General features: G+C 42.7%; 19 protein-coding genes. 7 read left to right on the forward strand and 12 right to left on the reverse strand.

Annotated features, from left to right (window positions below):
- The coding region (acnA, locus tag VFM80_RS12720) for an aconitate hydratase AcnA (protein WP_395072247.1) at window positions 1-2,669 on the reverse strand (2,669 nt) is incomplete at its 3' end.
- A gap of 264 nt (window positions 2,670-2,933) precedes the next feature.
- Here acnA and rplM point away from each other — a divergent pair.
- The 5 genes from rplM (at window position 2,934) to pyrH (ending at window position 6,545) form a co-directional block, all read left to right on the forward strand.
- Complete coding sequence (gene rplM / locus VFM80_RS12725; RefSeq protein ID WP_395072249.1) at window positions 2,934-3,377, forward strand: 50S ribosomal protein L13; 444 nt, start codon at window positions 2,934-2,936, stop codon at window positions 3,375-3,377.
- Window positions 3,378-3,396: 19 nt separating this feature from the next.
- Window positions 3,397-3,783 (forward strand): 30S ribosomal protein S9, encoded by a 387-nt coding sequence (rpsI, locus tag VFM80_RS12730; protein WP_395072251.1) that lies wholly within the window; start codon window positions 3,397-3,399, stop codon window positions 3,781-3,783.
- 209 nt (window positions 3,784-3,992) lie between these two features.
- Entirely contained in the window at window positions 3,993-4,889 is an 897-nt protein-coding gene (rpsB, locus tag VFM80_RS12735) for a 30S ribosomal protein S2 (RefSeq protein WP_395072253.1), read from the forward strand.
- 28 nt (window positions 4,890-4,917) lie between these two features.
- Entirely contained in the window at window positions 4,918-5,751 is an 834-nt protein-coding gene (tsf, locus tag VFM80_RS12740; protein WP_395072255.1) for a translation elongation factor Ts, read from the forward strand.
- 74 nt (window positions 5,752-5,825) lie between these two features.
- The gene (pyrH, locus tag VFM80_RS12745; protein WP_395072257.1) at window positions 5,826-6,545 is read left to right on the forward strand and encodes a UMP kinase; all 720 of its coding nucleotides are present in this window, start codon (window positions 5,826-5,828) and stop codon (window positions 6,543-6,545) included.
- Between the two features lie 57 nt (window positions 6,546-6,602).
- On the opposite strand, the gene VFM80_RS12750 is transcribed toward pyrH, so the two are convergent.
- From VFM80_RS12750 to VFM80_RS12800, 11 genes are all read right to left on the reverse strand, one after another.
- The gene (locus VFM80_RS12750) at window positions 6,603-7,871 is read right to left on the reverse strand and encodes a sensor histidine kinase (RefSeq protein ID WP_395072259.1); all 1,269 of its coding nucleotides are present in this window, start codon (window positions 7,869-7,871) and stop codon (window positions 6,603-6,605) included.
- Between the two features lie 244 nt (window positions 7,872-8,115).
- Window positions 8,116-9,102 (reverse strand): formimidoylglutamase, encoded by a 987-nt coding sequence (locus VFM80_RS12755; RefSeq protein ID WP_395072261.1) that lies wholly within the window; start codon window positions 9,100-9,102, stop codon window positions 8,116-8,118.
- The gene (hutI, locus tag VFM80_RS12760; RefSeq protein WP_395072263.1) at window positions 9,084-10,313 is read right to left on the reverse strand and encodes an imidazolonepropionase; all 1,230 of its coding nucleotides are present in this window, start codon (window positions 10,311-10,313) and stop codon (window positions 9,084-9,086) included. Before hutI ends, VFM80_RS12755 begins: the two co-directional genes overlap by 19 nt.
- Before the next feature lie 68 nt (window positions 10,314-10,381).
- Window positions 10,382-12,031 carry a urocanate hydratase gene (hutU, locus tag VFM80_RS12765; RefSeq protein ID WP_395072265.1) on the reverse strand — a complete coding sequence of 550 codons (1,650 nt, stop codon included), beginning with the start codon at window positions 12,029-12,031 and terminating at the stop codon, window positions 10,382-10,384.
- Between the two features lie 164 nt (window positions 12,032-12,195).
- Complete coding sequence (locus VFM80_RS12770) at window positions 12,196-12,915, reverse strand: flavodoxin family protein (RefSeq protein WP_395072267.1); 720 nt, start codon at window positions 12,913-12,915, stop codon at window positions 12,196-12,198.
- A gap of 50 nt (window positions 12,916-12,965) precedes the next feature.
- The gene (gene egtD / locus VFM80_RS12775; protein WP_395072269.1) at window positions 12,966-13,907 is read right to left on the reverse strand and encodes an L-histidine N(alpha)-methyltransferase; all 942 of its coding nucleotides are present in this window, start codon (window positions 13,905-13,907) and stop codon (window positions 12,966-12,968) included.
- Between the two features lie 25 nt (window positions 13,908-13,932).
- Complete coding sequence (gene egtB / locus VFM80_RS12780) at window positions 13,933-15,240, reverse strand: ergothioneine biosynthesis protein EgtB (protein ID WP_395072271.1); 1,308 nt, start codon at window positions 15,238-15,240, stop codon at window positions 13,933-13,935.
- Between the two features lie 424 nt (window positions 15,241-15,664).
- Complete coding sequence (locus VFM80_RS12785) at window positions 15,665-16,180, reverse strand: thioredoxin family protein (protein ID WP_395072273.1); 516 nt, start codon at window positions 16,178-16,180, stop codon at window positions 15,665-15,667.
- 81 nt (window positions 16,181-16,261) lie between these two features.
- Window positions 16,262-17,395: a trans-sulfuration enzyme family protein gene (locus VFM80_RS12790; RefSeq protein WP_395072275.1), complete on the reverse strand. Its 1,134-nt coding sequence runs from the start codon at window positions 17,393-17,395 to the stop codon at window positions 16,262-16,264.
- Window positions 17,396-17,468: 73 nt separating this feature from the next.
- Window positions 17,469-18,701: a M48 family metallopeptidase gene (locus tag VFM80_RS12795; RefSeq protein ID WP_395072277.1), complete on the reverse strand. Its 1,233-nt coding sequence runs from the start codon at window positions 18,699-18,701 to the stop codon at window positions 17,469-17,471.
- 52 nt (window positions 18,702-18,753) lie between these two features.
- Entirely contained in the window at window positions 18,754-19,071 is a 318-nt protein-coding gene (locus tag VFM80_RS12800; RefSeq protein WP_395072279.1) for a ribonuclease E inhibitor RraB, read from the reverse strand.
- 404 nt (window positions 19,072-19,475) lie between these two features.
- Here VFM80_RS12800 and VFM80_RS12805 point away from each other — a divergent pair, with 404 nt between their 5' ends.
- Both VFM80_RS12805 and VFM80_RS12810 read left to right on the forward strand, forming a co-directional pair.
- The gene (locus tag VFM80_RS12805) at window positions 19,476-20,417 is read left to right on the forward strand and encodes a VOC family protein (RefSeq protein WP_395072281.1); all 942 of its coding nucleotides are present in this window, start codon (window positions 19,476-19,478) and stop codon (window positions 20,415-20,417) included.
- Window positions 20,418-20,481: 64 nt separating this feature from the next.
- Entirely contained in the window at window positions 20,482-21,153 is a 672-nt protein-coding gene (locus VFM80_RS12810) for an alpha/beta hydrolase (RefSeq protein WP_395072283.1), read from the forward strand.
- Window positions 21,154-21,265: the final 112 nt, after the last annotated feature.

Below are 21,265 nucleotides of genomic sequence, written 5' to 3' on the forward strand. Positions count from 1 at the left end.
GTATGCAGAATCCCACCGTTACGGTAGTAATCAACCTCTACCGGGGTATCAATTCGGCAATCGGTCGCGAACTCGATCACTTCACCGCCCTCTTTTGTTGCAGTTACCTTGATCTCATCACGGGCCTGAACATTGTCATCCACGTGGATATCGAAAGTTTCTGAACCATCCAATCCTAAGCTGTCAGCACTTTCACCTTCTTTGAATTGCAGTGGAAGTACGCCCATTTGAATAAGGTTAGAACGGTGAATTCGCTCGTAAGAGGTAGCGATCACAGCTTCTACTCCGAGCAATGCCGTTCCCTTGGCAGCCCAGTCACGGGATGATCCCGTTCCGTACTGCTTACCGGCCAATGCAACTAAAGGAGTATTGCTTTCTTTATATTTGAGCGATGCATCATAGATCGTTGTGATCTCATTATCAGGGAAATACTTGGTGAATCCACCTTCCTTTCCGGGTGCAAGCTGGTTTTTGAACCGCACATTGGCAAAGGTTCCGCGAGTCATAACACGGTCGTTACCTCGACGAGAACCGTAAGAGTTGAAATCTTCTTTCTTCACTCCGTGCTCTTTCAGATAAACTCCTGCCGGGGCATCTTCTTTGATATTACCTGCGGGTGAAATATGATCGGTAGTAATAGAATCTCCAACTTTAACCAGCGCTCTCGCTCCTTTAATAGGTTTGATCGGTTCTGGTTCTTCACTCATATCCATGAAGAAAGGAGGCTCCTGAATGTAGGTTGAATCTTCACTCCAGTTGAATAAGTCTCCACCTGATACCGGAATCTCTTCCCAGGCTGGGGATTCAAAAATATCGCCATACATCTTATCGAAAAGCTCCGGGCGAATAGCGGCATCAAGATGCTCTGCAATTTCTGCCGTTGTAGGCCAGATGTCTTTCAGGTACACATCGTTACCTTCCTTGTCTTTGCCTAACGGCTCGGTAGCGAGATCAATATCCACGCTTCCGGCAAGCGCATAAGCCACAACCAAAGGAGGCGAAGCCAGGTAATTTGCTTTCACATACGGATGAATTCTTCCTTCAAAGTTTCGGTTCCCGGAAAGTACTCCTGCTGCGATCAAGTCGCCTTCTTTAATAGCTTTCTCAACAGGCTCAGGCAACGGACCGGAATTACCAATACAGGTTGTACAACCGTAACCAACCAGATTGAATCCAAGCTTGTCCATATATTCGGTCAGGCCGGCTTCATTTAAATATTCAGTTACAACACGCGAACCCGGTGCCAGAGAAGTCTTAACGTAAGCAGGAACTTTAAGTCCTTTTTCATAGGCTTTCTTGGCAACGATACCAGCACCCAACATCACGCTTGGGTTTGAAGTGTTGGTACAGGAAGTGATAGCAGCAATTACCACATCACCGTGCTTCATCTCAATTTCCTGACCGTTTTTGTAAATTCCTTTATTGGCCAGTTTTTCCTGAGCAAGGTTGAACCCCATGGTAGGATTATCACTTGTCAGAGAATTTTCGAAAGCTTTTTTCATATTGCCTAATGCAATACGATCGTGCGGAAGTTTTGGTCCTGCAAGCGAGGTTTCTACGGTACTCAGATCTAATTCCAGAGTAGAAGAAAATTCAGGATCTGGAGTATCATCGGTTCTGAATAAACCCTGTGCCTTGGTATAATTTTCTACCAGCTGCACCAGTTCTTCCGAACGTCCTGTTCTTCTCATGTATCGCAACGATTCTTTATCAATGGGGAAGAAGCCCATAGTAGCTCCATATTCCGGAGCCATGTTTGCGATAGTTGCACGGTCAGGTAAACTCATGTTGCTTAGCCCGTCGCCATAAAATTCCACGAACTTACCAACCACGCCGTGCTGACGAAGCATTTGAGTTACAGTCAGTGTTAAGTCAGTTGCGGTTACTCCTTCACGAAGTTTTCCGGTCAATTTCATTCCTGTTACTTCAGGAACGAGCATGGAAATAGGCTGACCAAGCATGGCCGCTTCCGCTTCAATTCCTCCAACACCCCATCCTAAAATTCCAAGTCCGTTGATCATGGTAGTGTGGGAATCGGTACCTACCAAAGTATCCGGATAAGCAGTAGTAGATCCGTCTTGTTCTTTACGGGTGAAAACACCACGACCTAAATACTCGAGGTTCACTTGGTGAACAATTCCACGTCCCGGAGGTACCACGCGGAAATTATCAAAAGCTTCTTTACCCCACTTCAAAAATTCGTAACGTTCATTATTTCGTTCCATCTCTTTTTCTACATTGAACATAAGCGCTGCTTCCTGCCCGAACATATCCACCTGAACAGAGTGATCAATTACCAGATCCACAGGAACTTGTGGGTTGATGTCGGTAGCTTTACCACCCATTCGCTGCATGGCGGATCTGAGTGCAGCAAGATCGACAACAGCCGGTACTCCAGTAAAATCCTGCAATACCACACGGGATGGTTTAAAAGGAATTTCCCCTTGAGGATCTTTGGCATTATAATTTGCCAGTGCTTCAATATCTTTTTCCGTAACGGCATAACCGTCAAATTCACGAAGTACCGCTTCCAACAAGATCTTTATAGAGAAGGGCAGTTTGGCAATATTATCGTATCCCAGTTCTTTCAATTTAGGCAGGCTGTGGAGAAAGGCTTTGCCTGAACCGGTTTCAAATTCAACTCTGGTTTGCTTCAGTTTGTCGCTCATAGTGTGATCAAAATTTGGATTTTCTTTTCAGGCTTGGAAGTTACAAATCTTTTTGGGCATTGTCTTTACTTAGTCTCTATTATGAGTATTAATTTACGTGATTTAGTAAGTTTCAACTTACCGCTTACCCTTTCCCTGTAAATTTTACTTTATTGGTTTACGCAGATTGGGAATCAATTTTTTATGTAATCTACTATTGATATCTACGATAAAAACTTCTATCTTATTCGACTTTCCAATAAGACAAAATAAACGAGTTTAATCGTGGACACATTAAGTTTTAAGACATACTCAGCTAAACCCAAAGACATTGAAAAGAAATGGGTGCTCTTTGACGCTGAAGATCAGCCCTTGGGCAGACTGAGTAGCGAGATCGCAAAAGTACTGAGAGGTAAAAACAAGCCTACCTTCACCCCACACATGGATACCGGTGATAACGTTATTGTTATCAATGCGGAAAAGGTGAAGCTGACCGGCAAAAAAATGACGGATAAAACCTATTTCCATCATACATTTTACCCTGGCGGAGAACGATTTACAACTGCAGAAGAGATGATGGAGAAAGATCCTACCTCATTGGTTACCACTGCAGTAAGAGGCATGCTTCCTAAAACCAAGTTGGGACGCAAGATCGCAACCAACCTGAGAGTTTACGCAGGCCCTGTACATCCGCATACCGCACAAGAACCAGAAATCATTGAGCTTTAATCCATACAGAACTAATTAAATGGCCCAAGCGAATTATATAGGACGACGAAAAACAGCTACAGCCCGTTTGTATATCAAATCGGGTAAAGGTGACATTATCGTCAACCACAAACCAATTGAAGAATATTTTCCTGTAAAAGCACGTCGTAATATCGCCTTGCATCCTATTACTGTTACTGAAACAGAAGGTAAGTACGATATTAAAATCACTGTTCGTGGTGGTGGAAGTACCGGTCAGGCCGGTGCCATCTCTCACGCCCTTGCCCGTGCTTTGGACGGAGAGAACGAAGACATGCACGATGTTCTTAAAGGACACGGTCTTCTTACCCGAGATGACAGAATGGTAGAGCGTAAAAAATACGGTCAGCCTAAAGCTCGTAAGAAATTCCAGTTCTCTAAACGATAATTTCGTTATTTGTTATTTGTTAGTGGTTATTCGGAATAAAGAAATATCTCACGAATAACCATTACACTTTTAACCAATAACCATTCAACTAAATCAAATCACACATATGTGGTGACTCGGCGTATGGTGTCCTGTGCTTAATTGACTCAGGATTTACGCCCGGGGATGACCCACATAGAGGATTAACCTAAACATATATACTTAATACAATGCCAAAAGCTGCATCTATACAAGACCTGCTAAAGTCAGGCGCACACTTCGGTCACCTTACCCGCCGATGGAATCCTAAAATGAAAGACTTCATCTTTATGGAGCGAAACGGGATTCACATCATTGACCTGAAAAAAACTCAAAAGTATCTTCAAGAAGCACTTGATGAAATTCAAAAACTTTCCCGTGCCGGTAAAACCATTCTTTTTGTAGGCACCAAGAAGCAATCTACCGATATCATTACAACAGAAGCCCTGCGCTGCGGAATGCCTTACATTACCCACCGCTGGATGGGTGGAATGCTGACCAACTTCAGTACCGTTCGCAAAAGTCTGTCCCGTATGGACGAAATTGAAAAAATGAAGACAGACGGTACGTTTGAAGAGCTCACCAAAAAAGAAGGCTTGATGCTTCAGCGTGAGCAAGACAAATTGAATGATGCCCTTGGTGGTATCAAAAACATGGGTCGCCTGCCCGGAGCTATTTTTGTTGTGGATATCATCAAGGAGCACCTTGCAGTAAATGAAGCCATCAAACTTCATATTCCTATTATCGCAATGGTTGACACCAACAGTGACCCTGATGTTCCTGATTTCATCGTTCCTTGTAATGATGACTCAGCTCGTACCATTCAATTGGTAACCACTCAGATCGCAGACGCCATCATTGAAGGTGCCGCAGAACGTGAAGCACAGCAAGAAGAAGACGTGATGGAACAAGCTGCAGCTGACGCCAAAGGTGAAAGTGATTCCAAAGATGATGTAGACATCAAGGACGCTGCAAAAGGAACTAAGCTCCGCTCTCGCCGCAAGAAAAAAGGTGATAAAAAAGAAGACAAAAAAGCTGAGAAAGCAGAAGCAAAAGCGAACGCTGACAGCAACGACGAAGAAGAATAATTACAACTATTAAATACTATTCAGAAAAATGAGTATTTCTGCTGCTGACGTAAAAAAACTAAGAGACATGACCGGTGCGGGTATGATGGATTGCAAAAAAGCCCTTGCCGAAGCAGACGGTGATTTCGACCAGGCGGTTGAATATCTCCGTAAGAAAGGACAGCAAGTTTCCGAGAAGCGTGCTGACCGTGAAGCTAATCAGGGATTGATCCTGAGCCGCATCAGTGATGATAAGAAGAAAGCCGCAATGATCGAGATCAACTGCGAAACTGATTTCGTAGCTCGAAATGAGGAATTTCAAAATGATGCAGAATCTTTTTTAAATGCCGCTTTTGATAACGACATCGACAACGCCAAAGACCTTCTTGCTATAGAAGTGGATGGACTTACCATCGAAAAGCACCTTGAAGAAATGGTAGGCAAGATCGGTGAGAAGATCGAGATCAACAATGTGGTACTAATGACCACTGACGGAACTTTGATCTCTTACATCCATCCCGGAAACCAATTGGGTGTGCTTGCAGAATTTGATGGCGACCTTACTGATGCAGAGATCGGAAAAGACGTTGCTATGCAGGTCGCTGCCATGAAGCCTCTTTCTGTAACCCGTGACGGTGTTGACTCTTCTCTTGTTGAAAAAGAGCTTGAGATCGCCAAAGATCAGTTACTGAATGAAGGAAAGCCAGAGCATATTGCCGAGCAGGCTGCCAAAGGTAAACTTCGCCGTTTTTACGAAGAGCGCGTACTTCTCGAACAAAAGTTTGTGAAGGACAACAGCGTATCCGTGAAGGATTACCTGGAGCAAAACAATGCTCCCCTGGTGAAGTCATTCCATCGGCTTCAACTTGGCGAAAACGCTTAGTAAATTTTTTTTACATTAAGGCTGTCAAAATTGACAGCCTTTTTTTTGTCTTATAATTACTAATACAGGATCACGTGAGAAATAAATACAACAGAGTCCTTCTCAAACTCAGCGGAGAAGCACTATTAGGTGAACAGGGACATGGAATAGATGCTGATATCCTCAGCGAATACGCTAAAGAAATTCAATCCATTCAGGAAGCCGGTGTTCAGGTTTCTGTTGTAATTGGCGGTGGTAATATCTTCAGGGGTGTTAAAGGAGCAACCCAGGGTATGGATCGCGTTCAGGGCGATTACATGGGAATGCTGGCCACCATGATCAACAGCATGGCTTTGCAGGATGCCCTCGAGCAAATTGGCGTGCAAACCCGTCTGATGAGCGCGATCCGGATGGAAGCCATTGCGGAGCCGTATATAAGAAGAAGGGCTGTTCGTCACCTCGAAAAAGGCCGCGTTGTTATTTTTGGAGCCGGAACAGGAAATCCCTATTTCACTACTGATACCGCCGGCTCACTTCGTGCCATTGAAATTGAAGCTGATGTAATCCTAAAAGGAACCCGTGTGGACGGCATTTATGATTCTGACCCTGAGAAGAACGGCGATGCCAAGAAATTCGATCGTATTACCGGGGATGAAGTCCTCAAACGCCGCCTGTCGGTAATGGATCTGACCGCTTTCACATTATGTCGCGAAAATGAGACCCCGATCATTGTCTTCAACATGAATAAATCGGGTAACCTGAAGAAGATAGTGGTGGATGGGGAAGATGTTGGTACTACGGTTATTTGGGAATAACCCCGGGCTTAATTTTCCTTTCTATTGAACACGGGTGAGAAGGATTTTCCCTTAGCATCAACTTTCAATAACAAATTCCAGCTTAAAGCCGTCGTTGGTATCAACCTTAATATCTTTGGCTTCCAGCTGATTTAAAAAAGTATGGATAAGATTCATTCCCAATGTGTCAGCCTTATCAAATATAGATTGATCAAACCCACTGCCATTATCTGTATAGAGGAAACTGATCTCTTCGTTTTTATCGTGATTTAAACTCAGTTTTATCTTTCCTTTACTGTAATCTTTAAAAGCATATTTATAGGAATTTGTAATCAGCTCGTTAAATAAAAGACCAAGGGCAATGATCTCATTAATTCCAAGATCATCAACCCCTATCGTAGTTTCTATTTTTATTCCTTTTTTTAGTTCATAAGTATTTGCAATGACCGTCGTTAGTTTTTTCAAATAATCCCTAATCCCAAGCCTCGAGGGGTCCTCGGAGGCTGTCAACAGATCATGGATATGGGCAATGGAACTTATTCTGAGCTGTGTATCCTGTAATATAGATTTTGCTACCTCATCCTCCACATCCAGAATGTTGATATCCATAATTCCGGCAATAATAGCCAGGTTATTTTTTATCCTGTGATTAGACTCACTTACCAATGCCTTATACTTATTTACGGTTTCTGAAACCTCCAGATCCGATTCCAACTGTTCCTTATAAAAATCTTTCCGGAGTATAAATAAATGCTTCTCTGATTGTTTTCCGTCACCTATAACCAATGAAGAATTAATTTCTAATTGCAAGGACTCACCTTTTGTACCGGTATCGCCTATGTACATCCTGTTGGGTGATTCTACTTTCAGCTGATCAAAAAATTGAAGCAGCTTATCGTTACTTTTTTCATTCGCCAAAATATCCATCAACTTTTTCCCGATTATGGACTCCATTTCTAAACCGGAAAATTCCAAAAAAGCTTTGTTACAGTAGATAATTCTGAAGTCATCATCGTGAGTACTGGTTAATAATATACCGGCATCTAACTTTACAATTGCATCATGAATGATCTCAAGCTCTTCGGCAGCATTAACTTTTGAGGCTGAACCCAAGTTAAGCTCCTTGTTCATTTTCTGGAACATCTCTTTTTCTGAAAGTCCCAAAGAATCCGAAATCTTATGAAGACTATAGATACTGGGATTTGCCAACCCTCTCTCTATTTGTGAGATATAGGTGTAATCTAACTCAGAACGTTCTGCTAGTTCTGATTGGGTTATTTTCTGCCGTTTACGTTCTTTTCTGACAACTTCACCAAAAAGCTTTTGTACTTTTTCTCTTTTGAACATTGATTAGATAACTATTTAAAAGTTAAACAATTAATGAATAACTAAAGTATAAAAGGTACTTAGACGAATACAGAGATTATCGTCCAAAGGCTATCTTCATTATTTAATTAATCGCTTTAAGTACAAAATAAGGAAACGTAAGCAACCTTTTTACTGGGTGTAATGAATTGTGATATAAATAATCTAATTATTAGGGGGAAATTTCTTACTAGAAGCCGAAGCTTCCGGGATTCTATACCCCCACCTAAGCAAATAGAAATTTATACACCAAATGAGCGGCCAATTTCACCGTGCGATTATCAATATCATATTTTGGATTTACTTCGGTGATCTCAAACAGCTTCAGGTTTTCTTTTTCTTTGGTGCACTGAATGCACTGCATCACTTCCCTTGCTGATAAACCAATGGGTGAGGAGGCACTGACTCCGGGGGCATCCGCAGTCTGTATGGAATCCACATCCAGACCAAGGAAAAAGGGTCGCTCACCAATTTCATTCAGGATGTTTCTGAAGGAATTAACTACTCCCTGTTCCATTAGATCCTGTAAGTAATGAATGTGTACTCCCATATCTTCAGTTGAGTTCAAATAAAAAGCCCCGTTACCTTCCCTTCGAATTCCAAACTCATAAAAATGATTCGGAACCAGATAAGAATCATCGATCAATTTTCGATAAGGTGTGCCGCTGGTCATTTCATCCGCGACACGCATATCCAGGTGTGCATCAATATTTATCGCAGAGATCTCGAGTTCAGTTTCCACCAATGCCCGCACGTTAGCATACGAAATGTCATTTCCACCACCCAATACGATCACTTTCTTACCATCTTCCAAAAACTTAGACACGGCCTTAGTTAACCTATTATGAACTTCATCTAAAGCATCAGGTCTTTGATTGGTATCTTGAAAATCAGTGGAATCAGTGGAATCAAATAAATCAGTGATCACGTTACCCGCATCAAATAGCTTAATCGGTGAATCCTCCCCAATCTGAAGTTTATACAACTGTTCCCGAATTCCATTTGGCGCCTTCGCCGCCCCTATCCTTCCATTATTTCTTCTTACTCCTTCATGCTGTGGACAGCCAACCAATACATGGGTAGAATCAAAATAATCCTTCTCTTCAAAACCAATCTCCTGAACCAGCCAATGATCGTGATCATCATGAGAACGCATTTCCCTGAGTTCATCCAAAACAGGATTTAAAATGTCGTTTAGTCTCTCAATTGCCATACTTTCTCTCCTTTTTTAATAACGGTATGCACGTGATTTTCTCCAAAAAAATAGGCCAGATCTTTGTAATTATCAGTATCCAAAAGTAAGATATCAGCCTGAAATCCGGAAGCAATACAGCCGAGTTTATTTTTTTCTAAAGCCTTTGCCCCGTTTTGTGTAGCGCAGCACAACGCTTCTTCCACCGACATCCCCATTTTGGTACAGGCCATGCTCATAAGCAACTGCATAGAGATGGTCATTGAGGAACCGGGATTGAAATCCGTAGCCAAAGCTACCAAAGCGCCGGCGTTAAGCAGTTTTCTAGCCGGGGAGTATGGGATGTTCAGAAAGTATGAAACCCCGGGAAGGACTGTTGCTACTGTTTCAGAGCGTGCAATTTTCTGAACATCCTCATCGCTCAACACTTCCAAATGATCCACGGAAACGGCTCCTAATTCGATGGCCATTTCCACCCCGCCAATATCATTGAATTGATTGGTGTGAAGTTTGGGTTTGAGTCCGTGTTCAATTCCTTTTTCGAGCACTTTGCGGGTTTCTTCCACAGTGAAATAGCCCTTTTCACAGAAGACATCACAATACTCTGCCAGTTCCGATATCTCAGGAATCATAGCCAGCACTTCTTCCAGATATTCCTCTTTGGTTGAATTTTTTGGGACCGCATGCGCACCTAAAAATGTAGCGGTAATTTCTATTGATTGCTCTTGCTTCAGCTCGCTGATCACTTCCAGCATTTTGCGCTCGGTTTCGAGATCCAACCCATAACCGCTTTTTATTTCCATAGTGGTGATGCCTTGCTTCAGCGCTTTTTGGAGTCGGATGCGCGACAGGTTCTTCAACTCTTCTTTGGAGGCTTTACGAGTGGCTTCAACCGTCGAGACGATCCCGCCGCCCTGATCTGCAATTTCCTCGTAACTCATACCGGAAGAACGCATGGCAAATTCATTGGCGCGATTTTCGCCAAAGACCAAATGGGAATGGGAATCCACAAATCCTGGGACGGCAGCTTTTCCCTCGGCATCCAGAATTTGCGGGTGGCCTTCAACTTTTTCCAGCACATCAGAAAGTGTCCCGACAGCTACTATAAATCCATCAGAAATATAGATCGCGACATTCTCATGCACCTTCAAACTCCGAAGTTCCGATCCCCGATATACCCCCGGTTTGGGTGTGGCAATTTGTGATATGTTTTGGATGAGAAGTTTGGACATAAGAATTCCGATGATTTTATTTTTTAACCTGTTGGGACGTATCATGATACGTCCCAACAGGTTATTATCTATTTCAAAAACGGCAATTTTAATTGATATTCTTTCGCACAATCAATGGCAATATCATAACCCGCATCTGCATGGCGCATTACACCGCTGGCGGGATCATTCCAAAGCACTCGCTCTAATCTTCGATCAGCATCTTCGGTTCCATCACAAACAATAACGAGTCCGGCATGTTGAGAGAAACCCATTCCCACTCCACCGCCGTGATGGAAGGAAACCCAGGTAGCTCCTGAAGATGTATTCAGCAACGCATTTAGTATCGGCCAATCAGAAATGGCATCCGAGCCGTCTTTCATGCCCTCGGTTTCGCGGTTGGGACTTGCAACCGATCCTGAATCCAAATGATCCCGGCCAATTACTACAGGTGCCTTCAGTTCTCTGTTCCGCACCATTTCATTGAAAGCCAATCCAAGTTTGTGGCGCTGCCCCAGACCCACCCAGCATATTCTAGAAGGTAATCCCTGAAAGTGAATTTGCTCTTTAGCCATATCCAGCCAGTTATGGAGATGGGGATCATCGGGAATAAGCTCTTTTACTTTTTGGTCGGTTTTATAGATATCCTCAGGATCTCCTGAAAGCGCCACCCAGCGAAATGGTCCAATACCTTTGCAAAACAACGGTCGAATATATTCAGGCACAAAACCCGGAATATCAAAAGCATTTTCAACGCCTTCATCAAGAGCTTCCTGCCGGATGTTATTTCCATAATCAAACACAGGAATTCCCTGCTTTTGAAAATCCAGCATGGCCCTTACCTGGAGTGCTATAGATTTTTTCGATTGTTGAATGACTTCTTTGGGATGTGTTTTTTGCTTTTCCTCCCATTCTAAAACGCTCATTCCTAGTGGCAAATAACCATTTAGTGGATCGTGGGCACTGGTTTGATCGGTTACCGCATCAGGAGTAATTTTTCGCTCCAATAATTTCGGGTAGATATCAGCAGCATTACCGTGTAAACCTACGGTAACCGGTTTTTTTTCCTGAACCGATCTTTGGATCATCTCAAGCGCTTCGTCCAGTGAAGTGGCTTTTTTATCTACATAGCCCGTTTTCAATCTCATGTCGATGCGGGATTCTCTGCATTCAACAGCCAGCATACTTGCGCCGGCCATTTTCGCTGCAAGCGGTTGAGCTCCGCCCATTCCTCCAAGTCCACCGGTAAGGATCCATTTCCCGGAAAGATCACCCCCGAAATGCTTTTTCCCCATAGATACAAAAGTCTCGTAGGTCCCCTGAACAATACCCTGACTTCCAATATAGATCCAGGAACCGGCCGTCATCTGACCATACATCATCAGGCCTTTTTTATCGAGTTCGTTAAAGTGATCCCAGTTCGCCCATTTGGGAACGAGGTTTGAGTTGGCGATCAATACACGTGGGGCATCTTTATGGGTTCTGAAAATGCCGACGGGTTTACCAGATTGAACGAGCAAGGTTTCCTCATCGCTCATGGATTTCAGCGAATCCAGGATTCTATCAAAACTTTCCCAGTTTCGGGCCGCTTTCCCGATTCCTCCATACACTACCAACTCTTCCGGTTTTTCGGCTACCTCAGGATCGAGGTTATTCTGGATCATACGGAAAGGAGCTTCCGTGAGCCAACTTTTGCAGTTTAATTTGGTTCCTGTCGGTGCCTTTATCGTTCTTCCCATCTCTATCAGCTTTAAATTCCTGTAATGTATTCTGTTGCAGGAATGTAAAAGAATTTTCGGGAAGACTCATCTCAATAATTACCCTAGAAATTGGTGTTTCAAAAACAAATAATTGATACCCAAGTCAGTAAACCAAAAATCATAAAACAACGCTATAATTTACATTACTCCGGATTTTCATACTTCCATCGGGTGCCATCATCCCAATCTTGACGGGAATTTCCATATTTGGGATAACCATTTTGATCTTTCAGCATCTTGGCTAAATGAAGCAGATTGTAGGACATAAAAGTGGTATTGCGCTGAGTAAATTCATTATCAAAACCAACGGGACCGTTTTCACTTTTATCACCATAACTTGGTCCTGGACCTGCTTCCCCGATCCATCCCGCATCGGCTTGAGGGGGAATACTGTACCCTAGATGTTGCAGCGAGTATAAAATTCCCATTGCACAATGTTTGATACCGTCTTCATTCCCGGTAACCAGACACCCGCCGGCTTTCCCATAAAAACCATACTGGCCCTTATCATTTTGTAACTCACTCATAGCATACAGACGTTCAATCAACTTTGCAGCCACTGAAGACTTCTCGCCTAGCCAAATAGGTGTACCGATGATCAGGATATTCGCCGTATTCACTTTCTTCCAAAGTTCAGGCCAATCATCTTTATCAGCACCATGTTCAGTCATATCCGGATAAACACCATAAGCCACATCATGATCAACCAACCTAATGCATTCTGCCTCCACTCCTTCCTTTTCCATGATATTCATTGACACATCCATCAATGTACGGGTATGACTTTTTTGAGGTGATCGTTTTAGCGTACAGTTTAAATAAAGTGCTTTTAAGCCCGTGAAATCTGGGCGTTGATTAGTCATGGTGGGTTAATTTCGTTTCAGTTTATGTTTTAAAAAGGCAAAGTCTGAATTTATCGTAGATACTGAATGGCAAAAAGCCCTTCTTCATCCATCCAGGTCTGAACCTTGTTGAAATAAGGACCCGTCAGTTCTCTGAATGATTCTAGTGAATATTTATGGGAATTTTCGGTATGAATGGTTTCTCCTTTCTCAAAATGAATGTGATTTCCGTCAATAAATACGGATTGTTCCTTCAGGCTAACGAGGTGCATTTCGATCCGGCTTTCCTCTTCATTGAAAACCGCCTTGTGTTCAAACTGATCAACATCGAAATCAGCTTCTAATTCCCTGTTTAAATGGATAAGTATGTTCTTGTTGAAATCAGCCGTCACTCCTTCGGAATCATCGTAAGCATCGATTAAAGTTTGGCGATCTTTGATCAGATCAAATCCTATCAATAACCCTCCTTCATCTCCCAGCAGGTCTGCGATCAAACCAATGAAATCAGCTGCTTTTTGCTTGGTGAAATTCCCAATCGTTGACCCCGGGAAATAGGCGATTTTCGTTACATCATCCGGCGTCTCAGGCAGATCAAAAGGTTGAGTGTAATCAGCCGCAACCGGTTCTATGTTCAGGTCTGGGTATTCTTTCTGCAAATTAATTGCTACTTCATCTAAAAAATCCGCCGAGATATCTACAGGCACATATGAATGAATGTCATCCAGATGATTCAGCAGTAATCGGGTTTTCAGACTGCTTCCACTGCCAAGTTCAACAAGCTGAACCCGTTCTCCCAAAGCCGCTGTGATCTCGTGGATATGTTTTTCCATGATCCCGAGTTCGGCCCGGGTTAAGTAATACTCATCAAGATCACTGATCTCCTCAAAAAGCTCCGAGCCTCTCATATCATAAAAATATTTACTCGATAGTGTTTTTTGAGGTTTTTTCAATCCCTCCAATACATCAGCCAGCATAGTTGATGAGGCTTTCTTTTCCAGAATAGCTGTATTCATAAATTCTCTCTCTGAATAGTTAAAATTATTTTGCTAATCGAATTCCCGTAAACTGCCACCGTTCATTGGCATGAAAAAAGTTTCTATAGGTCTTTCTGAAATGGGATTCAGAAGTTGCACACGAGCCGCCCCGCAGCACGTACTGATTGCACATGAATTTACCGTTATACTCTCCCAGTGCACCCGGAAGCGGTTTATAGCCGGGATAAGGAGAATAGGAACTTTGCGTCCATTGCCAAACCTCTCCAAACATTTGCTTTAAACCGTCTTTTTCAGTCTGTAGCGCAGCGGGCTGTAAATACCCGGCGTCGACAAAATTTCCTTCTATCGGTAGTGATTCTGAGGCAACTTCCCATTCCTGCTCAGTGGGCAATCGATATCCTTTCCACCTGGCATATGCATCGGCTTCAAAATAACTGACATGCGTTACTGGATCGTTGAGATCGAGCTTCTCTAAGCCCGACAAGGTAAACTGATGCCACTCTCCATCCACCTTCCGCCAGTGAAGCGGAGCCTTCCATCCTTCATCTCGGATGGTTGAAAACCCTTCATCCAGCCACCATTTGGGCTCACTGTATGTTTCTGCTTCCATGAATTCCAGGTATTCTCCATTGGTCACCAATCGGCTCGCCAGTTCAAAATCATGGATATACGTTTTATGCAGGGGAAACTCGTTGTCGTAGCCAAAACCATCTCCATTATGGCCAACTTCATGCACGCCTTCTTTAAAACCGCTCCATGAAATTTCCGGAATGGATTTCGCCTTAGGTCGCTCAGCTTCTTTATACACTGGGTTCAACGGATTTTGGGAAAACATATACTTAAGATCTGTCATCAGTAATTCCTGATGTTGCTGCTCATGATTGATCCCGATCTCAATGATCGGTCCCCATTTCTCATACTGCTCATCCGTGGCATTGTTGATCAGGTTAACGACATGCTCATTGATGCTATCACGGTATTCAAAAACTTGCTTCACGGTAGGCCGCGATATATTTCCCCTCCGAGCCCGGCAATGCGGGACTCCTGTTTGTAAATAATAGGAGTTAAACAAATAGCTGTATTGGGGATGGATGGGATCATAATCTTCCAGTTCTTTTTCCAACAAAAAAGTCTCGAAAAACCAGGTGGTATGGGCCAGGTGCCATTTAGCGGGACTCGCATTCTCAGTCACCTGAACTACATAATCTTCGATCTCAAGTGGATCGGTAATTTCTTCAGTAAAAGCTCTTACCTTTTTAAATTTTTGAATGAGTTCCGGGCGGGAAAAAGAAAATGTTGATTCTTCCTGGATTTCTGAAGCTGTATTTGCTTGTATTACTGTATTTCCCATATCCATTACATTATGATTACAAGTTTACTTTGATGTCTCATTCATTAAATTTCTTACTATAACAACTCCGTAATTTTAGCTGTCATTCCAGTTTGACGACCTAAGATATTTTCTTTACTGCTCATCTTTGATGCATAATTATCAGAAAAGGTAATAGATATTACATACCTGAGTGGAGCACAAGCTTCAAAATCATGCTGCCAAACGTCATTTAATACTTGTATTGCAGGACTGATGTTTATGATAATAATCATCGGGGCGATCGCCTTTGTGCATGATCAATTTGTCTGGAACTTCATAAACATGGGGATAATGGAGCGAGTACCCTGAAAAAAAATACTTTTATGCATCCATTAAATCCATAAACACCCGAGGAAAGGCTTGAGTGTCTTTTTCAATCATTTTTGACAGCGAAAAGTTCTCTTTATAACTCAGCAAACTCCTCAAAAGACTGATCTAAATAGGCATCAGTTCCTACAAACTTGAGTATTTGCAGATAAAGATCTTCAGGAATAAACCCCGGCTGACCAGCTATGATCTCTCCTTTTGAATCCAAAAAGATAAAGGTGGGCGTTCCGGTTATTCTCATGGCCCGGGCAAAATCCCTTTGCGTAATTTCTTCTCCCCGAAATATCAATTTCTCTTCCGACTCAATATCCAGCCACACCGAATAGAAATGTTCGTTGGTGAGATCCTGAACATTCTTTTGACTGAACACTTCTTTCTCCTGCTTTTTACAATAGGTACACCATACGGCATTCGCGTAGATCAACACTTTTTTATCTTCCTGTTCTGCTAACTCACGGGCATCTTCCATCGATTTCCAGTTAAATGGGATGCTATCTTTTGCTGAATTACCAGCATTTTGCGCAAAGCCCGTCATTGAAATACTCAATGTAAAAAGCAGGATTCCTGCACCTATCTTCGATAAAAATTGCATGCTCAGTTCTTTAATGATTGTACAGATATTGGTATTACTAACCGATGTTATGGAGACTTTATTATCAGTATTCAACTACACTTAATCATTCAGGGCTTGCTGAAGGTCTTCAATAATATCATCCGGATGTTCAAGCCCTACACTTAATCGGATCAGGTTATCCGGTGTCGGAGATTCATCTCCTTCCGACGATTTCCGGTGCTCCCAGATACTTTCGATTCCGCCAAGACTGGTGGCTGCTTTTATCATCTTTGATCTCGAAACAATTTTAATGGCTTCTTTCGATCCACCCTCAATGAGGAATGAGATCATTCCGCCAAAATCATCCATTTGGGCTTTTGCAATTTCGTGCCCGTGATGAGACTTCAATCCCGGGTAGTATATGACCTGAACTTTAGGATGCTTACTTAAAAAACCGGCTACTTTTCGGGCATTTTCATTATGTGCCCGCATTCTGTACGGAAAAGACCGGATGCTTCTGCTCAGCAACCAGCAGTCTCTAGGTGAGGGAACGGCTCCTTGCACTCGTTGTATAAGCCGGACCCTTTCGAATAACTTCTCATTACCTTTTGTGATAACAGCTCCGCCTAAAATATCACTGTGTCCGCCCAGATACTTAGTAGTGGAATGAACCGAGACATCGGCTCCCAATTCCAGTGGACGCATGTTATACGGGGTTGGCCATGTATTATCTACAGCCACAAGGGCTCCCCTTTCTTTAGCCAACTTGCTTACGGCTTTCACATCAGTGATCAATAGCCGCGGATTGGAAGGGGTTTCCAGCCAAAGAAATTTCGTATTTTCTTTTAGGGATGATTCTACCAGATCAAGATCGGTCATATCAATGAAATCCACTTCCAGGTTCCATTTTTCGGCAAACTCCCACATCAGTTTTCGGGTACCGAAGTACACATCGTTCGCTACCAGCACATGGGCACCCGATTCAATGGCCTGAAATACAGAAGAAATAGCAGCCATTCCTGATGAAAATACGGCACAGGAATCGCCTTCTTCCAACTCCATGATCACATTCTCAAGCTGATCTCGGTTTGGGTTGGAAAGCCGAATGTATTTATCATCACCTTCCTGATACCCCCCGTTTCGATGTTCATAAATGGTAGATACTTCAATACCGGGGACAATAGTGTCATTTTCTAAAGAGCGGGTTTTCATGCTCCCGTGTATGGCGATCGTTTCTATCTTCTTTTTCTTCATGGCTTGGCTTAATTAATTTGATCCAAAATAAGCAATTTATGGTCTATCCTTTGTATTTGTTATGAAAAGAGACTCATTTTACTCTGATCTCCCGAATCCTTTCCAATACCGGAGGGTGAGAATAATTCAGCCACACATAAAACCAATGAGGCGTTAAGTTGGAAAGATTATCTTTTGAAAGTTTCTTGAGGGTTGAGACCATATCCTCCGGCTTTCCTGTAGTTTCTGCTGCGAAGGCATCCGCTTCAAATTCATGTTTACGAGAGAGAATCTGCATAAATACGGACAGAATCATATCAATGGGGGCATACAGCATTCCAAAGAAAATCAGCCCAGCATACACCGACATCTGTTCCATATAAAATGCCTCAAAAAGCCCTTCCGCATTCAGGAAAATAGAGAGCAAGAAGAACATCACACCTGTTTGCAAAATGCTCGTCACCATGCCTTTGATGATATGCTTTTTCTTGTAGTGACCAATTTCATGAGCCAACACCGCAACCAGTTCATCGTTGGTGTGATTTTCGATCAATGTATCGTACAAGGCCACTCGTTTATTCTTCCCGAACCCCGTAAAAAACGCATTCGATTTACTGGAACGTTTAGAGCCGTCGATCACAAATAATCCCTGAAGTGGAAAATCCACTTTTTCGGTATAATCCTCGATGGCGGTTCTCAGCTTTCCTTCTTCCAGTGGTGTGAATTTATTGAACAATGGCATGATCCAGGTTGGAGCCACATACTGCATGATCAGCGTAAAAGCCGTCAATGCGCCCCAGGCATACAGCCAGGCCAGATCACCAGCATACATGAAAAACCACAAGATACCGGCAAGCAGAGGCGTTCCAATTAGGAGGCTTAGCCCTAATCCTTTTACCAGATCAAGTACAAAAGTCTTGGCCGTAGTTTTATTGAAACCGAATCGTTCTTCGATCACAAAGGTTGAATAGATGCTGAATGGAAGGTTGATGATTGTCTTCGCAATGATCAAAATTCCAATATAGAATAAACCGGTGACCAACTCACTAAAACCCCATGCTCGTACGATTTCATCCAGCCAGTTAAATCCGCCGGAAAACCAGAAACCCAGTACTATTGTCAGATCAAAGCCCCCGGTCAGAAACCCAAATTTGGTACGCACTTTGGTGTACTCTTGTGATTTGGCGTAGGTGTCTTCATCGTACACGCCTTCAAATTCATCAGGAAGTTCCTTGGAAAGGGATTTTAGGTTCAGATAATTAGAGGTGAGATCGAGTATAAAATCAATGGCAATGGTTGCCAGGATGATGATGGCGTAGATATTCATGCGTCTATTTTGTGAATGGCTTATTTTACTTTCAAAGGTACAAATATTGGAATCAAATTGGGGCACCCCAACCGTCATATTCGCCTCCCTGCTCTTCGGCTATTTTTCCAAACCAAAGACTTGCTTCATAGATTCTCTCTGCACTCACCTGCATTTTCTTATTTGCAGTTAATGACCACTTCTCATTTGGATCGAAGTAATAAACATTTGTCTCGAATCCAAGATTTATCAGTTTCACTTCAACCTGAGTTGCAGCATGTTCGCTTGGAAAATAAAAGAAAAAATCGACTACTCGTTCTTTATCAATATCTCCCCCAAACAGGACTATATTTTCTACTACCTTTTCATCAATTTCCTTCGGTCTACACATAGACTGATCATTCTGTTTCTCTCTATAAAATAAAATCTATAAAATTGAGCAAGTATTTTCTTTTGGACCGCCAAAAGAAACAAAAACTCCCGACTACGAAAAATGAGCTAAAGCTGACTTCACTCCACTAAAATAAATCAATGCTCCATCACCGGGCTTGCTCGAAAGTTAAGTACCATGCGGTGTGATTTATTTTTTAACGTTCCATTCCGTTATCTTCTTAACGCTCTTTTTTCTAAGGCCGAATAAACACTCTACCATTTTAGCGATTATCCACACGATCGGTCATCCGCGTTCCACACCTTATTGACTGCATAAACAAAACAAATTAGTTTAATGTTAAACTATTGAATGATATGCCGTATATTTAGGTTAAATAACTAAAGCAAATAAATCCGAAGATCATGAAACATCATAAAGGAATACATCACATCACGGTTTTAGCTGGTGATGCCCAACGAAATGCAGAATTCTATACCGAGAAATTAGGAATGCGGCTGGTCAAGAAGTCGGTCAATCAGGATGACCCCGGTACGTACCATCTGTTTTATGGGAATCAAGCGGCTGAACCGGGTTCTAGTCTGACTTTCTTCCCATGGCCGAATGCCCAGAAGGGTGAAGCCGGTGTTGGAGAAGTGGTAAATGTGGGTCTTCAGGTTCCGGAAGGTTCCGAAGATTACTGGGAGATCCGCCTTAGCGAGAATGATATCAGCTATGAGGTTGTGGATGTATTTGGACGGAAAGCCCTGCGGTTCGAAGATCCTGACGGACTGGAATTGGACATTGTTTTTGAAGGTAATGCCAAGCCTAAAGTTGAGGACGTGAATTATATCGTTCCTTCTGAGCATACCATCCAGGGATTTTGGGGAGCAAGAATGCTTCTCACCGAAAAAGAAAATACCGAAATGCTTCTCGGTGATCTTTTTGGATTTAAAGAAGCAGGATCTAAAGGAACCAAGACACTTTATGAAACCGATGCGCCGGTGGGCCGATATGTGATCATTGAAAAAGCCGACCAGCCGAAGTATGGTAAAAACGGACGCGGTATCGTTCACCACATTGCATATCGTGCCGAGAATAAAGAAGAGCTGGATCAGCTTCGGCAGAAAGTCGGTAAGAAAGGATTAGATCCAACCCAAATTATTGACCGCCATTGGTTCAATTCAGTGTATTACAGAATACCGGCAGGTGTGCTTTTTGAAATGGCTTCCGATGATCCCGGTTACACGGTGGATGAAGAATTCGAACACCTTGGTGAGAAATTGATCCTTCCGCCATGGCTGGAATCCAAACGAGATCGAATAGAGCAGATGCTTCCTGAAATTAAGGTGGCAACGAAAGCCTGACTAGTACGGGTGCATTGCAATGCACCCGTACTGATATTCCCTTTTAACCAACAAGAATATTTCCATGAGCTTATTCCGAGTAACAGCAGACACCAATTTCAATGGCCCACATCAACCCACACAAATAGCAGAAGGTGGTGTACCTCCATCAGAGGCTGATGCAGCTATGATCATGATCCACGGACGGGGTGCTACGGCGCCCAGCATCATTCAGCTTGCCAATGAATTTGAGACTGACAAGAAGCTCACCTTAAGAGCTCCACAGGCGAGTGGCAACACATGGTATCCATATTCATTCATGGCTCCTTCTGAGCAAAATCAGCCCGGACTTTCATCTGGATTGCAAAAGATCTATGACATTGTTCAAGATCTGAAAAACGAAGGATTCTCAGAAGAAAACATTTACTTTCTCGGATTTTCACAGGGCGCTTGTTTAGCCTCTGAGTTTGTGGCCCGACATCCTGCAAAATATGGTGGCTTGATTGCTTTAAGCGGTGGAATGATCGGTGTAGGAGACGCCGTTAATCCTGACGATTATGAAGGTGATTTGCAAGAGACTCCAATTTTTATGGGTTGTAGTGATGTTGATCCACACATTCCAAAAGAGCGAGTAAACGAATCTGAAAAAGTATTTACCGGACTAAATGCGAGTGTAACAAAAAAATTATACCCGGGCATGGGCCATCATGTGAACGAAGACGAGATTAAGCATATTCAGGAAATGCTTAATTCTTAATGTTAAATGTTGATTGAATATCTATTCAATCAACATTCTGTATTTACCTATTATCAATACCAATACGATTTCGAATTCTATCTTTTAGAGCCTCTTCCAGTTCTTTCTTTTT

It is taken from the genome of Gracilimonas sp. (genome assembly GCF_035704785.1).
GTDB lineage: Bacteria > Bacteroidota > Rhodothermia > Balneolales > Balneolaceae > Gracilimonas.

Coding starts and splice junctions, on each gene's coding strand:
- rpsI (WP_395072251.1), top strand. CDS start 3,397: ATGGCCCAAGCGAATTATATAGGACGACGAAAAACAGCTACAGCCCGT.
- rpsB (WP_395072253.1), top strand. CDS start 3,993: ATGCCAAAAGCTGCATCTATACAAGACCTGCTAAAGTCAGGCGCACAC.
- tsf (WP_395072255.1), top strand. CDS start 4,918: ATGAGTATTTCTGCTGCTGACGTAAAAAAACTAAGAGACATGACCGGT.
- VFM80_RS12750 (WP_395072259.1), bottom strand. CDS start 7,871: ATGTTCAAAAGAGAAAAAGTACAAAAGCTTTTTGGTGAAGTTGTCAGA.
- VFM80_RS12755 (WP_395072261.1), bottom strand. CDS start 9,102: ATGGCAATTGAGAGACTAAACGACATTTTAAATCCTGTTTTGGATGAA.
- hutI (WP_395072263.1), bottom strand. CDS start 10,313: ATGTCCAAACTTCTCATCCAAAACATATCACAAATTGCCACACCCAAA.
- hutU (WP_395072265.1), bottom strand. CDS start 12,031: ATGGGAAGAACGATAAAGGCACCGACAGGAACCAAATTAAACTGCAAA.
- VFM80_RS12770 (WP_395072267.1), bottom strand. CDS start 12,915: ATGACTAATCAACGCCCAGATTTCACGGGCTTAAAAGCACTTTATTTA.
- egtD (WP_395072269.1), bottom strand. CDS start 13,907: ATGAATACAGCTATTCTGGAAAAGAAAGCCTCATCAACTATGCTGGCT.
- egtB (WP_395072271.1), bottom strand. CDS start 15,240: ATGGGAAATACAGTAATACAAGCAAATACAGCTTCAGAAATCCAGGAA.
- VFM80_RS12785 (WP_395072273.1), bottom strand. CDS start 16,180: ATGCAATTTTTATCGAAGATAGGTGCAGGAATCCTGCTTTTTACATTG.
- VFM80_RS12790 (WP_395072275.1), bottom strand. CDS start 17,395: ATGAAGAAAAAGAAGATAGAAACGATCGCCATACACGGGAGCATGAAA.
- VFM80_RS12795 (WP_395072277.1), bottom strand. CDS start 18,701: ATGAATATCTACGCCATCATCATCCTGGCAACCATTGCCATTGATTTT.
- VFM80_RS12800 (WP_395072279.1), bottom strand. CDS start 19,071: ATGTGTAGACCGAAGGAAATTGATGAAAAGGTAGTAGAAAATATAGTC.
- VFM80_RS12805 (WP_395072281.1), top strand. CDS start 19,476: ATGAAACATCATAAAGGAATACATCACATCACGGTTTTAGCTGGTGAT.
- VFM80_RS12810 (WP_395072283.1), top strand. CDS start 20,482: ATGAGCTTATTCCGAGTAACAGCAGACACCAATTTCAATGGCCCACAT.